The sequence below is a fragment of the Gottschalkia purinilytica genome, assembly GCF_001190785.1.
Taxonomy (GTDB): Bacteria; Bacillota; Clostridia; order Tissierellales; family Gottschalkiaceae; genus Gottschalkia_A; species Gottschalkia_A purinilytica.
In genome coordinates, this window is the sequence record NZ_LGSS01000001.1 from 112,009 (window position 1) to 124,604 (window position 12,596).

At 26.8% G+C, this 12,596-nt stretch carries 16 protein-coding genes and 1 other annotated feature; of the genes, 1 reads left to right on the top strand and 15 read right to left on the bottom strand.

Going from position 1 to position 12,596, the window contains the following annotated elements; translation table 11 throughout:
* Window positions 1–124: 124 nt before the first annotated feature.
* The 14 genes from CLPU_RS00585 to rnhA all read right to left on the bottom strand — a co-directional run bounded on the left by CLPU_RS00585 (window position 125) and on the right by rnhA (window position 10,649).
* Entirely contained in the window at window positions 125–808 is a 684-nt protein-coding gene (locus CLPU_RS00585) for a TIGR01906 family membrane protein (protein WP_050353694.1), read from the bottom strand.
* A 244-nt stretch (window positions 809–1,052) separates the two neighbouring features.
* On the bottom strand, window positions 1,053–1,220 hold the full coding sequence (locus tag CLPU_RS17485; RefSeq protein WP_097677517.1) for a hypothetical protein: 168 nt from the start codon (window positions 1,218–1,220) through the stop codon (window positions 1,053–1,055).
* 160 nt (window positions 1,221–1,380) lie between these two features.
* Window positions 1,381–1,860: an endolytic transglycosylase MltG gene (locus CLPU_RS00590; RefSeq protein WP_050353695.1), complete on the bottom strand. Its 480-nt coding sequence runs from the start codon at window positions 1,858–1,860 to the stop codon at window positions 1,381–1,383.
* A 153-nt stretch (window positions 1,861–2,013) separates the two neighbouring features.
* A complete protein-coding gene (gene asnA / locus CLPU_RS00595; RefSeq protein ID WP_050353696.1) occupies window positions 2,014–3,027 on the bottom strand; it encodes an aspartate--ammonia ligase in 1,014 nt (337 codons plus the stop codon).
* Between the two features lie 72 nt (window positions 3,028–3,099).
* Window positions 3,100–3,348: a binding site (T-box leader), on the bottom strand.
* A 119-nt stretch (window positions 3,349–3,467) separates the two neighbouring features.
* Window positions 3,468–4,193: an amino acid ABC transporter ATP-binding protein gene (locus tag CLPU_RS00600; protein WP_050353697.1), complete on the bottom strand. Its 726-nt coding sequence runs from the start codon at window positions 4,191–4,193 to the stop codon at window positions 3,468–3,470.
* Window positions 4,177–4,827, bottom strand: a complete 651-nt coding sequence (locus tag CLPU_RS00605) for an amino acid ABC transporter permease (RefSeq protein ID WP_050353698.1) — start codon at window positions 4,825–4,827, stop codon at window positions 4,177–4,179. Before CLPU_RS00605 ends, CLPU_RS00600 begins: the two co-directional genes overlap by 17 nt.
* A 73-nt stretch (window positions 4,828–4,900) precedes the next feature.
* The gene (locus tag CLPU_RS00610; protein ID WP_050353699.1) at window positions 4,901–5,719 is read right to left on the bottom strand and encodes a transporter substrate-binding domain-containing protein; all 819 of its coding nucleotides are present in this window, start codon (window positions 5,717–5,719) and stop codon (window positions 4,901–4,903) included.
* Between the two features lie 269 nt (window positions 5,720–5,988).
* Window positions 5,989–6,201 (bottom strand): DUF3006 domain-containing protein, encoded by a 213-nt coding sequence (locus CLPU_RS00615; RefSeq protein ID WP_050353700.1) that lies wholly within the window; start codon window positions 6,199–6,201, stop codon window positions 5,989–5,991.
* Between the two features lie 19 nt (window positions 6,202–6,220).
* Entirely contained in the window at window positions 6,221–7,276 is a 1,056-nt protein-coding gene (locus CLPU_RS00620; RefSeq protein WP_050353701.1) for an MBL fold metallo-hydrolase, read from the bottom strand.
* A gap of 12 nt (window positions 7,277–7,288) precedes the next feature.
* Window positions 7,289–7,801, bottom strand: a complete 513-nt coding sequence (locus CLPU_RS00625; protein WP_235436073.1) for a hypothetical protein — start codon at window positions 7,799–7,801, stop codon at window positions 7,289–7,291.
* Window positions 7,802–7,819: 18 nt separating this feature from the next.
* The gene (locus CLPU_RS00630; RefSeq protein WP_050353702.1) at window positions 7,820–8,446 is read right to left on the bottom strand and encodes a DnaJ domain-containing protein; all 627 of its coding nucleotides are present in this window, start codon (window positions 8,444–8,446) and stop codon (window positions 7,820–7,822) included.
* A complete protein-coding gene (locus CLPU_RS00635; protein ID WP_050353703.1) occupies window positions 8,415–9,317 on the bottom strand; it encodes a DUF5685 family protein in 903 nt (300 codons plus the stop codon). The genes CLPU_RS00630 and CLPU_RS00635 overlap by 32 nt, the downstream gene beginning before the upstream one ends.
* Window positions 9,318–9,459: 142 nt before the next feature.
* Window positions 9,460–10,128, bottom strand: a complete 669-nt coding sequence (locus CLPU_RS00640; RefSeq protein WP_050353704.1) for a DUF4397 domain-containing protein — start codon at window positions 10,126–10,128, stop codon at window positions 9,460–9,462.
* Window positions 10,129–10,196: 68 nt separating this feature from the next.
* A complete protein-coding gene (gene rnhA / locus CLPU_RS00645; protein ID WP_050353705.1) occupies window positions 10,197–10,649 on the bottom strand; it encodes a ribonuclease HI in 453 nt (150 codons plus the stop codon).
* Between the two features lie 233 nt (window positions 10,650–10,882).
* Between rnhA and CLPU_RS00650 the strand changes: the two genes are divergently transcribed.
* The gene (locus tag CLPU_RS00650) at window positions 10,883–11,377 is read left to right on the top strand and encodes a hypothetical protein (protein WP_050353706.1); all 495 of its coding nucleotides are present in this window, start codon (window positions 10,883–10,885) and stop codon (window positions 11,375–11,377) included.
* A gap of 44 nt (window positions 11,378–11,421) precedes the next feature.
* On the opposite strand, the gene CLPU_RS00655 is transcribed toward CLPU_RS00650, so the two are convergent.
* Window positions 11,422–12,594 carry a class I SAM-dependent methyltransferase gene (locus CLPU_RS00655; RefSeq protein WP_050353707.1) on the bottom strand — a complete coding sequence of 391 codons (1,173 nt, stop codon included), beginning with the start codon at window positions 12,592–12,594 and terminating at the stop codon, window positions 11,422–11,424.
* Window positions 12,595–12,596 lie beyond the last annotated feature (2 nt).

The window sequence follows — 12,596 nt, forward strand, 5'->3', positions numbered from 1 at the left end:
ATATGACTAATATTCATCATAATATTGTCTTGCTTAATCAAATATATCTTATAATCGTATTTTAAACGCATGCAAGAGCTTTGTATGCCTCTTACTATTATATGTATTATAAAGTTAAACCAATTTAAAATATAAATTTTCTTCTATTAAATTTTTTGTTCAATATAAATCCTACTATTAGAAGGATCACTAGTTCTAATATAAATATAAACGATATTTTATATGCAATACTATAGAAAAATTCTTGTGGTAGCATCTGTATCAAAATATCTTTACTAGGATCTAAAAGCCATAAGTCGTTTTTAAAAAATAATAAATGAAAATAAGTAAAATATTTATCAAAATCTATATACATAAGTAAAGCTAATATTCCCATAATACCTAAAGGATAAATAGATAATATCATAAGATACTTTCCTATTTTTTTTCTTTCTAATATTAATATTATAGCTAAACAGAGAATAACAACAATTAAAGAAATATTTCTTATCATATGTCCTTTTTCAAACAAATCTTTTACATCTTTCATATGTAATATCTCTTTCTCATTAAAAACCTGTCTGTTTTGTCCATTTATAGTAGCAGATATCTTTATATCGTCATCTTCTCCTTTTATATAATTTAATAGTTTTTTTGTAACTCTAGAAAGATCCTCTTTATTCATTCCCGTTTTCTTTGATATATCATATTCTTCATATTTATCTGAAAAATATTTTTCATTAAATGTAACCATATCTACAGTAGTTAATAATAACGTAACTGGTAAAAGTACGACAAAAAATAGTACGAATAGTTTTGTTAATTTCATTTCCTCACCCTTATAACGATCTTTTATTTGTTAGTTCTTCTTTTAACTTTTATTTCATATAGATTTATATTTACTTAGAATCAGATATTAAACACAATGTATGCATATAGTTATACAGTTATCGGCTCCATTTCCTATTTTCTTTAACTATATTTTATATGTATTGCCGATTAATTACAACTCTAAAAAAATAAATCACAAAATTTTATTTGTACAAAAAACAAAAGCTCGGTAATCCGAGCTTTTATTGCATAGCTTTTTCTAACTTATCCAAGTGTTGTAATGGAAACATTCTTAAAAGTTCTTTAAATTGTTCTACTGTTAATCCTTGAGTAGTCGTATATATTTCTATCTTTTCATCTAAGCTAGCATTCTTAAATCTTTCCTTTATTTCTTCAAAATTAACGTTCATATGCAAGTTCACTCCTTTTGATATGTTATTAGTTTATATTATGATTCATTAGTTCTAAAAATATTCTAAGTATGTGAATGTTCAAATACATATGAACTATATATTAAACTATAATACTTTAAAGCATTATATTAATTAAAACAATTTTAGTTTTTCTAGCTTAATAATTAATTTGTGTTAAAATACTTATCAGTTGCTCATAACTCATATCCTTTGAAACTGTATATGTACCACGTTGAAATTTTCTTTGTAAATTTTTGCCTATAATCATTTGACTTAACTTTTCTTTATCTTCTACAATACCTTTACTATGTAAGTTTTTTACTATAATATCACTTGTATCTCCTGGATTTATAGTAAACTTAATATAGTTATTTTTAATATCTTTTTCTTTATTAATAACTTCTTCAGTTGTATCTTTTTTAGAATTATTAATCTCCTTTTTCTCATTCTTTTCATTTTTTTCAATTTTTTCTTTCAAAGAAACCATTCCTAAGTCCCTTGCTTTTTGAATTATTTCTTCTTCTGAATATTCTACGTATTTAGGTTTTGTAAAAAGTGTTGATAAAAGACTAGTTATTACAAATCCTATTCCTACTCCTAACAATATAAGATATAATCCATTTTTGTTTTGTTTCACTCTTATCTTCCCCTTTTGAAATTATAAAATAGTTATCCTTTGATTTTATCGTAACATATAGAAAAGAAATATACAGATTTTTGTATATTTCTTTTCTATAATATATATTTAATTTTGTTTATAAAAAATCCTCTTTATAACTATAAAATATTATTATAATAAGAAAATATTTGACTTCTTACACTCTTCAATCATACATTCAGGCCAAATTGAAGCTTGCACTTCCCCTATATGTGCTTTTTGTAAAAAATACATGCATATTCTAGATTGTCCTATACCTCCACCTATAGTATATGGAAGCTTTTTTTCTGAAAGTAATTTATGATACTCTAAGTTTAATCTTTCTTCACAGTTAGCAATCTTTAGTTGTTCTATTAGCGATTCTTCACTAACCCTAATACCCATGGATGAAAGTTCTAATCCTTGATTTAAAATAGGATTCCAAAATATAATATCTCCATTTAAGTTCCAATCATCATAATCTGGAGCACGTCCATCATGTTTTTCTCCTGATGCTAGTACATGTCCTATCTTAGTTATAAATACAGCTTTTTTCTCTTTAGCTATAGCATGCTCTCTTTCCTTTGGTGTAAGTGTAGGATATTTATCTTCTAATTCTTGTGATGTTATGATTGATATTTCATCTGGTAACATTCTATTTAACTGAGGATATAAGTTACATATATAGTCTTCTGTTTTTTTAAAAACTTTAAAAATTGACTTAATTGTATTTATTAAAGTTTCTTCTGTTCTTTCTTCCTTATTTAAAACTTTTTCCCAGTCCCATTGGTCAACATATATAGAATGGATATTATCCAAATCTTCATCTGGTCTAATTGCATTCATATCTGTATATAAACCCCTTCCAGTTTCAAAGTTATACTTACCAAGAGCCATTCTTTTCCACTTAGCTAAAGAATGTACTATTTCTAACTTTGCATTATCATCACTTGGAACTGTAAAAGATACTGGCTTTTCTATTCCATTTAAATCATCATTAAGTCCAGAAGCTGACCTAACAAATAGTGGAGCTGAGACTCTTATTAGTTTAAGTTCATTTGCTAGCTCTGCTTCAAAAAAATCTTTTAATTTTTTTATAGCAATTTCTGTGCTTATTACATCTAAACTAGGCTTATAACCCTCAGGTACTATTAAGCTTATTCCCATATTCCTAACTCCTCCTACATATATCTATAATTATTTTATTAAAATTACAAAAACAAAAAAACCCTTCGTCCTATAAAGGACGAAAGGTTATCTTCCGCGGTACCACCTTAATTAGCTAAAAGCTCTCTTTCCAGTACAGAATTAATCGATATCGATACTGTCCAATTCTTAACGGGTTGGATCCGTCTAAGCCTACTTTCCACAGATTTCGGTTAGAGACTCATAGATGTTCTTCAAAATAGGTCTCATATCGGATTCTCACCGTAGTTCCGACTCTCTGTGATAATTACCTAAATCTACTCTTCTAATCATAGTCTTTCGCTATTTAAAGCCTTAATTTATATTAATATAAATTATATATCACTATATAAATATAGTCAATATCATTTTATATTTTAAAAACTACTTCACAAAAACGCTATATACAAATATAGTAAGCTTTATACTAAAACTTTTGCTAAAAAGTTCTTAGTTCTTTCGTTTTTAGGATTTCCAAAGACTTCTTCAGGCTTTCCTTCTTCTACTATTTTACCTTCATCCATAAACAGAACTCTATCTCCAACTTCTTTTGCAAATCCCATCTCATGTGTTACAACTACCATTGTCATTCCTTCTTTTGCTAAGCCTTTCATAACTTCTAAAACTTCTCCGACCATTTCAGGATCTAGTGCTGAAGTTGGTTCATCAAATAACATAACATCAGGTGACATAGCTAACGCTCTAGCTATTGCAATTCTTTGTTTTTGACCACCAGAAAGATTGTTAGGATAAGTAGAAGCCTTATCTTCTAGTCCAATTCTTCTTAGCAAATCATAAGCAATATTTTCTGCCTCTTCTTTGCTTAATCCTTTTAATTTTATTGGTGCAAGAGTTATGTTTTCTAATACAGTCATATGTGGAAATAAATTAAACTGTTGAAAAACCATACCCATTTTTTGTCTTAACTTATCTATGTTTGTATTCTTATCAGTTATAGAAATATTTTCAAACTTTATTTCTCCACTAGTTGGTTGCTCAAGTAGATTTAAACATCTTAGAAAAGTACTTTTTCCTGATCCACTAGGTCCAATAACAACAACAACTTCTCCTTTTTCTATTGTTGTATCAATACCTTTTAATACATGTAATTTATCAAACTTTTTATTTAAGTTAGATACTTCTATCACTAGCCTTCATCCTCCTTTCTATACGTCCAACTATTTTTGATAGTGTAAATGTCAATACAAAGTATAGTATAGCACCTACTGCTAAAGGTCCTATAGCATTATAAGTATTTCCTCTAATCGTATCTACATTGTACATAAGCTCTGTCGCCCCTATAACTGATACTATAGATGATTCTTTTATTATAGTTACAAATTCATTTCCCAATACAGGTATTATATTTTTTACTGCTTGAGGAATAATTATATATCTCATGGACATAGTATGACTCATTCCAAGTGATCTAGCTGCTTCCATTTGTCCACTCTCAATAGCTTCAATACCAGATCTTATTATCTCAGCTACATAAGCAGCACTATTTAGTGATAATGCTATTGCCCCTGCTGTAATTTCTGTAAAATCAAAAGGTAAAGCAAAATATATTATATATAATTGTACTAAAAGAGGCGTACCTCTTACAAATTCTATATAAGCACTAGAAACTAATTTAAGTGGTTTGTTTTTAGATATTTTCATTAAGGCTAATATAGTTCCTAATATAGTTCCAAGAAATACTGCTAATATAGATAATAATATTGTATTTTTCACACCTACTATAAAGAATTTATAATAATTACTTAAAAACGAAAAGTCCAATATTCTAACCCCCTAACACTTCTTTTTTACACAATATAAGATAGTGGTATCCACTATCTTATTACCGAAAAATCTATTTTGACATTTTATTTGCTTCTTCAAAATATTTATCTATAAGACCTTCTTTTTGAAGTCTTTTAATTGTTTTATTTATAGATTCTACTAGTTCCTTATTATTCTTTCTAAGAGCTACTGAGTATCCGCCTTCTTTATCTTTAAATTCTATTCCTGGTAAAACTAAGTCTTTATTATTCTCTACATATGATTTAGCAACAATGTCTTCAATCAATACTGCATCTACTTTATTAGATCTTAATTGTAATATCAAATCAGGCACTTTTACTAGTGGCTTAAGTTTTGCCCCACTTATTTCTTTTTGCGCTATCTTTTGTTGCACAGCACCTTTTTGTACACCTATAGTTTTTCCTTTTAAATCTTCTAATGTCTTTATACTATCTTTATTTTTACCATTTATTACTATATAGTGTTTACCAAAGAAATATTTATCTGAAAAATCAACTTTTTTTGCTCTTTCTTTATCTGGTGTCATACCTGCTAAAACCATATCTATTTTATTATTTTGTAAAGCCATTATAAGCGGATCAAAAGACATTTCTTTTATTTCTAGCTCTACGTTTAAATCTTTAGCTATTTCTTTAGCTATTTCAATATCAAATCCAACTATAGTATCTTTACCATTAACTTCTTTATGAAACTCAAATGGCGGATAATCTGCACTTGTTCCTAAAACTATTTTTCCTGATTCTTTTATTTTTTCTATTTCCGTTTTTCCTTCTTTAGTTCCTGTTTGATTTGAACATCCAGCAAATCCTATAGTCATTATTCCAATAATAAATAAAGCTATAATTTTATTAGCTTTTTTTCCAAACATTTCATTGAACCTCCTCTATTATACTCCTTTAATAATAATACATGTTTTAGAATAACTTTTCAAGTTTAATTTGTTTTTAATTCTTTACTTTTTATTAATATCTTTATGTAGGCAGGTTCTGTCCAATGTTATTATATTTGATGTGCATAAATATTATTAACTTGTATATTTATTAATTTAGTTTCACTCTGACTATACTTTACAATAATTTATTGCTATCAATGCTAATAATAAGTCTCTTAAATAGCATCATTGTAATTAAGTGTCTTTTATTCAAATATATCATCTAAAAGCTTCTTAATATGTTCTTCTCTTTTTTTTGTTTCTTCTTTATCAATAGTTATTATCTCGTCTTCTATTATTATCACACTACCTTCTTTAGCCTCAGAAGGTAGCTTTTTTATATTAATGTTTATCATTTTATCATTTTCCAATTCCACTATGGCTAAGTCCCCTTCAAACCTATCAATTATTCCCTTCATATAGTGATCTCCTTTTTTACTATTTTACACATTGTTTATCTGGTCGATATCCACTTTTCTCTGCTTCTTCTTTGGTGTTAAAAATTACTCTGTTTTTTTCGTTTGGTAATCTACTACATTCTTCAGAGTGGTATACATTCGTGTTTTTATTGCCTATATATATGCTTTTTTCTACAGTTGTATTCTGTACTGTATTACTTTCTATATTTTTAGGTAATATTAGTTTTTCACCATCTGATATTATTCTTATAGTACCTAATTCGTCAGTTCTAAGTATATTCACATTGTTATTTTTAAGGGTATCAATAGCTTCTTTGTGAGGATGTCCATAATCATTATTTTTACCTAGTGATATTACACCGTATTTAGGATTTACTGCTTTTAAAAATTTATCAGAAGTTGAAGTTCTACTTCCATGATGACCTACTTTCAATACATCTGATGATAAATTATATCCTAAGTTTAACATCTCCTCCTCTGACTCTTTTTCAGCGTCTCCCGTAAAAAGAAATGATATGTTCTTATACTCTAATTTATTAACTATTGAATATTCATTAGTATCAGAGTAGTTATCAGAATTTGGAGCTATTATTTTAAATTTTAAATCATTATCATTTATTATATCTATTCCACCTTTTGCTACAGTGGCTTTTAACCCTTTATCTTTAATTGATTTTACAACTCTTTCAAAAATCTTAGTATTTGCAGATTTCTTAGGCATATATATTTTTCCTATTTCAAAAGTATTTATAACTTCTGGCAAACCTCCAATATGATCCTCATGAGGATGAGTTGCTATTAAATAGTCTATCTTTTTTATTCCTTGTTCCTTTATATAATTTACAACTAAATCTTTATCATCTCTATTTCCTCCATCAATTAGGGACGTTTGTCCATTAGGAAATTGTATTAATATGCTATCTGCTTGTCCTACATCTATAAAATGAACTGCTAACTGATCTTTTCCAACTTCATTTGAAGAATCTTGTACATTACATCCTGATAATGTAATTGATAATAGTAAGATAACTGTTATAAATAATAGTATTAATCTTGATTTAAAAATTTTGTTCATATTTTATCCTCTCTATCTTAACTTTTTTCTTATTGTGTTTTTATAATAGCTTATAGCCATTGTAAAAATATAATCATAAACTATAATTAGAATTTGTAATAGTATGACAATACCCCATAATGGTATATCAATGTTTATATTTCCTATAATCATTAAGAAAAACTTATAGTTTATATATAGAGATAAGTTTAAAACTAAAATTTTTATAATCCATTCTAGTACCACCTTATCTATTCTCTCTATAAAATATTTTATTATGGGATAATGTCCAAACAATAAAATATATAAAATTGATATACCTTTATTAGGCATTATAATAAAAGAGATTATACTTGTAGCAATATATGCCATAATTGAAGTTGAAACACCAGCCTCTATCACTACTATTGATAATAAAAATGAACTTATCACTAATAAGGTAATTTTATTGGTTGGAATAATTATAGTTAGGTAAAGCATTACAGTTGATAGAAGAACTATCATTCCACCAAATGTAATTTTTTTAGTAGAGGTTATATTATTCATATAAATTTATCCTCCTAATTAAATACAACTTATTAAGTCTCCACCACAACATTCACATAAACAGTCTGAACATATTAAGCAACTACAGATATCACAAAATGAAGCTCCACCTCTGTATCCCCTACTATTTCCATATTCTCTATAAGTGTTATTTCTAAAAGACAGATTATTAAGTACAGATCTATACTCCATATTACCTGGTTCTAAATTTACAGCTAATTGTATATATTGACGTGCTTGATCATACCAGCCTTGTTTTAAATATAGTAATCCTTTTAAAAAGTTCCATTCTGCTCCTCTGACGGTGATACCCTCAAGCATTTGATTTGCTTGACTAAGATTACCTTGCTCTATATATGATCTAATTTGTGCATAAACATTTGTTCCGCTATTATTGTCATTATAATTAGTATTATTATAGTTAGTTCCGTTGTTACTATTGTATTGACTACTACTTCCTCTATTTTTCATAAGATAGTCATACGCTTCATTTATTTCTTTTAATTTTTCCTCTGCTAAGTCAGATAATGGATTATTTGCATATTGGTCTGGATGATATTTTCTTACTAATTTTTTATAAGCTGCTCTTATTTCTTCTTCACTAGCCCCTTCTCTAATGTTTAATACTTCGTAAGGATTTCTCAATTTGTTCTTCCTCCTTCTGGTTAATTATGTTATCCATTTTATATCTAGTTCCCATATATATTATATTTTCTAATATACTTCTATTATACTTTACATCTAAAAGCTCAAAACTTCTTGACATATTTTCAAGCGTAAATGTTAAAGAAAATTCTATAGGCTCTTTTATTCTATTCAAAAAATCATTTATACTTTCATTTTCTTTATATTTATATTGCAATATTATTGGATTATAGTTTTTCTTTTTTATATCTTCTTCTATATCATTAAAAGCATCTAATATATATATCCATCTTCCTAAATTATATCCTAACCATTTAAGTGTTCTAATTATTTTTTCATCTGTTATAAAATCTGGTGTTGATATACTTTCCATAAGCTTTCCAAACATATCTGCAGCTTCATCTACTTTATTACATTTATTGTTTTCTAGTTTTGAAAGTTCTTTTAAGTATTTCTTAATATCATTATATTGGCTAGGATACTTTCTAGATGATTTTTTTACAGAGTTAATGAATGGAACTGTACCTAATAAAGATGTTATGGACTTTTCATCATTCCAATCATCTATTAGCTTAAAATATATCAACATAGTACTAATATTTGATGTATATTTTAAGGCGTTATTCATTTGTACTATAGGTTTTTTCTTAAAAGGATTAGCTATACATCCTTCAAATGTAATTTGTGATCTATCTTCTTGAATTGAAGATAAAAGTAATCCCATAAATGTTAAGTCATAATTTAGTCCCATTCGAACCATTTGATTTGCTTCTTTTCCCATAGCTTTACATAGTCCACAATAGTATGCTCTAAACATGTTGTATTCTTTCATCTTTAATTCACTTTTATAAGGAATTACATATCCAAACAATAACTTCACTCTCTTCTTTATAGTATTTATTACTTTATTTTAAAACAAAATTCTTAATATATCAATTAACTAAATGTTTATGTATAAAAGTTAAAACCTATATGAACAATCATACAGGTTTTTTATTAATAATATAGATTCTTTACAGATATGAACCTCCATCTAGAGAAATTACTACCTCTAGTGGTGTATCTTGATGTCTTCCTCTTAATCCGACAGCATATATTGTATATCTTCTATTACGTCTTAATCTAATATTTGGTATAGAAAGTATTCTTCTATTGGTACTAGCTATATACACTTCTAAATCATAGTTTCCTGGATCTAAAGTTAAGTATTCAGTAAATTCTTTAAATCCTACATTTCTAAATAAAACTCTTCCTTCATTTGTTTTTATATCTACTCTAGGAGTATTTGGTGATAAATGACAAAATCTTAAGTGAAGCATTCTAGGTTGTGCTCTAATTTCAGTTTCAGGTATCGTTAGCAAAGATATATCTTCTTCTCTACCAGCAATAGCTAATGTATATATACCTCTAGGTGTAGTATTAATTTCTGCATCTATGAGAGGATTTCTTCTTAGTCCAGCTTGAAAAACTTTTATACTGTATCTTCCTGGATATGCCGACACATATTGAGTAAATTCTTTATAATCCAGATTTTCAGCTATTACAACATTGTTCGCTAATATATCAACCTTTCGAGCATTTGGACTAGCATGGAATACTCGAAAATATGATAAATCTTGTTGATTTTCTAGTTCAAATACATCATCTTCGTAGTCATATAACGAATCAAATTCCCAATTCATTTTGTCAGTCCCTTCTTTTTTAAATTTTATTTCATTATATGCCTATCTTATTAATATAGTTAACTATTTCATCTAAATTGTTCCATTCCCTTATTAGCTAAACTATCTGCTAATTCATTCAGTTCTACTCCTGCATGGCCTTTAACTTTTAAGAAAGTTATATTATCTATTTTATTGATTAAATCTAATAATTCTATCCATAAATCTTGATTTTCTACAGGTTTCTTTTTTGAATTTTTCCATCCATTTTTTTGCCAGTTCTCGTACCATTTTTGGTTTATACAATTACATAAGTAAGCAGAATCTGTATAGACTTCAACTGGTATATCTGTTTTCTTAAGTATCTTTAATGCCTCTATACATGCCTTTATTTCCATTCTATTATTCGTAGTGTTTATTTCTCCTCCATATATTTCCTTTTTGTTATCTTTATAAGTAAGTACTGCACCGTATCCCCCTATGTTCTTACTATTTTGATTTCCTGAGCATGCTCCATCAGTATAAATTATTATTTTATTCATACGTATATTCTTAGAACCTCCTTCTAATATTTTCTTAGAATAAACAATACCTTTCTTTTTCTTTTATAATATTTTTAATGTTTATGTTATATAATAAATATATTAAGTTTAAAATATGATATAATTATATCTTAGATGTTATTTTAAGTCATATAAAAATGTTTACATCTAATAAAAATTATTATACAAATTTACTGTTGTTATTTTTCACTAGCCTTTGGAGGTGTTTAATTTTGAAACTAAAAAACAAAATAAATGTAAAAAAATCATTAATAGTTTTTCCTATAGTATTTGTTTTACTTATTTCTTCTGTAGTAGGAGTTCTTAGCTTTACTTCTTTGCTTAATCCAGAAAATGGTGCTAGTACTTCTGACAAGCCTGTTGATATTAAGGAGCTTATTAATGACAAGACAGCACTAGAAATTTTTAATATAATTCAAAATTTTAACAATTATGTAGACAAGGAAATTACATTAAATGCTCAATTTTTAAAGTTTGATAACAATGAATACTCTATAGGAGTTGAATCTAAACTTAAAAATGATGAAGAAATGATCTTTGATATAGTAGCAGATTTCAGCGAAATTGGAATTCCTAAAGATATTTCAGACTCAGACTGGGTTGAAGTAAAAGGCGTAATAAAATCAGTTAAGCGACAACATGAAGATCATGAACATGATGCTCCAAAATTAGTTGTACAATCTATAAAGAAAGTCGATAAAAAATAAAAAGGGTTTTACATTTTGTAAGACCCTTTTTTCATTTTTTTCATTTATATGTCCATATCTTTTAGTTTATCTTCTAAAGCTTTCTCTAAATATATATCTTTTATTCCCCAAGCTTCTTTAAAACTTTTATATTCATCTATGCATGATTTATCTATCTTACCTGATTTTATTGATCTTATTAAGATATTTTTAGGAGTATGTTCCACATCTATAAATTCTAACAACTGAGTAGAATATCCTAATATCTCTAATAAATTCGCTCTTAAACTATCAGTTATAAGACTAGATAATTTTTCTTTTATTATCCCATGTTTTAGCATAGGTTTCATTGTTGAACTATTTATCTTTTTAAATAACTCATGCTGGCAACATGGAACAGATAATATAATATCGGTGTTCCAATTTACTGCCTTAGCTAATGCTGCATCAGTTGCCGTATCACATGCATGTAAAGTTACTATCATATTTACCTTTTCTATATCATCAAAATCTTTAATATCCCCATGTATGAATCTAAGTTTATTATAATTTAAATCTTTTGCAACGTTATTACAAAATTCTATAACGTCTGATTTTAAGTCTAAACCAATTATATTTACATTTAGCTTTAGTATTTTTACGAAATAATAGTATAAGGCAAAAGTCAAATAAGACTTACCACATCCAAAATCTATTATATTAAAAGTTTCCTTACCCTTTATATGAGGAACTATATCAGAAACTATTTCTAAAAACCTATTTATTTGTTTAAATTTATCATATTTTTTATTATAAACCTTTCCACTTTCATTCATTATCCCAAGCCTTATTAAGAAATCACAAGGCGTACCTTCATTTATAATGTATTCTTTTTTTCTGTTATGACTTAAGCTTATTTGCTCTTTTGTTGGTTTCTTTTTTAATATATTTACTTTTCCCTTCTTGCTTATTAAAACTTGATAATCTGCATCTATAGCAAAAAACATTCCTTGTTTAAAATAATTCTTTAACAGCTCGTCTAATTCTTCTATACTGTCACTTTTACCTAAATTTTTATGCATAACTTTACTATTATATTCATATGTAAATTGAATCTTTTTTTCACCCTTTATTAATACAGGCTTTAAATTAACCTTAATAAAATTATTATTATCTTTCTTTCTTTGATTACTTAAAACTCCATATATCATTTTTTCATTTTCTATTACGTCATTTAAAAGTTCATTCAAGTCTTTCATAT

What these genes read in the sequence shown, in the direction of transcription:
- CLPU_RS00585 (WP_050353694.1), bottom strand. Translation starts at nt 808, where the DNA reads ATGAAATTAACAAAACTATTCGTACTATTTTTTGTCGTACTTTTACCA.
- CLPU_RS17485 (WP_097677517.1), bottom strand. Translation starts at nt 1,220, where the DNA reads ATGAACGTTAATTTTGAAGAAATAAAGGAAAGATTTAAGAATGCTAGC.
- asnA (WP_050353696.1), bottom strand. Translation starts at nt 3,027, where the DNA reads ATGGGAATAAGCTTAATAGTACCTGAGGGTTATAAGCCTAGTTTAGAT.
- CLPU_RS00610 (WP_050353699.1), bottom strand. Translation starts at nt 5,719, where the DNA reads ATGTTTGGAAAAAAAGCTAATAAAATTATAGCTTTATTTATTATTGGA.
- CLPU_RS00615 (WP_050353700.1), bottom strand. Translation starts at nt 6,201, where the DNA reads ATGAAGGGAATAATTGATAGGTTTGAAGGGGACTTAGCCATAGTGGAA.
- CLPU_RS00620 (WP_050353701.1), bottom strand. Translation starts at nt 7,276, where the DNA reads ATGAACAAAATTTTTAAATCAAGATTAATACTATTATTTATAACAGTT.
- CLPU_RS00625 (WP_235436073.1), bottom strand. Translation starts at nt 7,801, where the DNA reads ATGAATAATATAACCTCTACTAAAAAAATTACATTTGGTGGAATGATA.
- CLPU_RS00640 (WP_050353704.1), bottom strand. Translation starts at nt 10,128, where the DNA reads ATGAATTGGGAATTTGATTCGTTATATGACTACGAAGATGATGTATTT.
- rnhA (WP_050353705.1), bottom strand. Translation starts at nt 10,649, where the DNA reads ATGAATAAAATAATAATTTATACTGATGGAGCATGCTCAGGAAATCAA.
- CLPU_RS00655 (WP_050353707.1), bottom strand. Translation starts at nt 12,594, where the DNA reads ATGAAAGACTTGAATGAACTTTTAAATGACGTAATAGAAAATGAAAAA.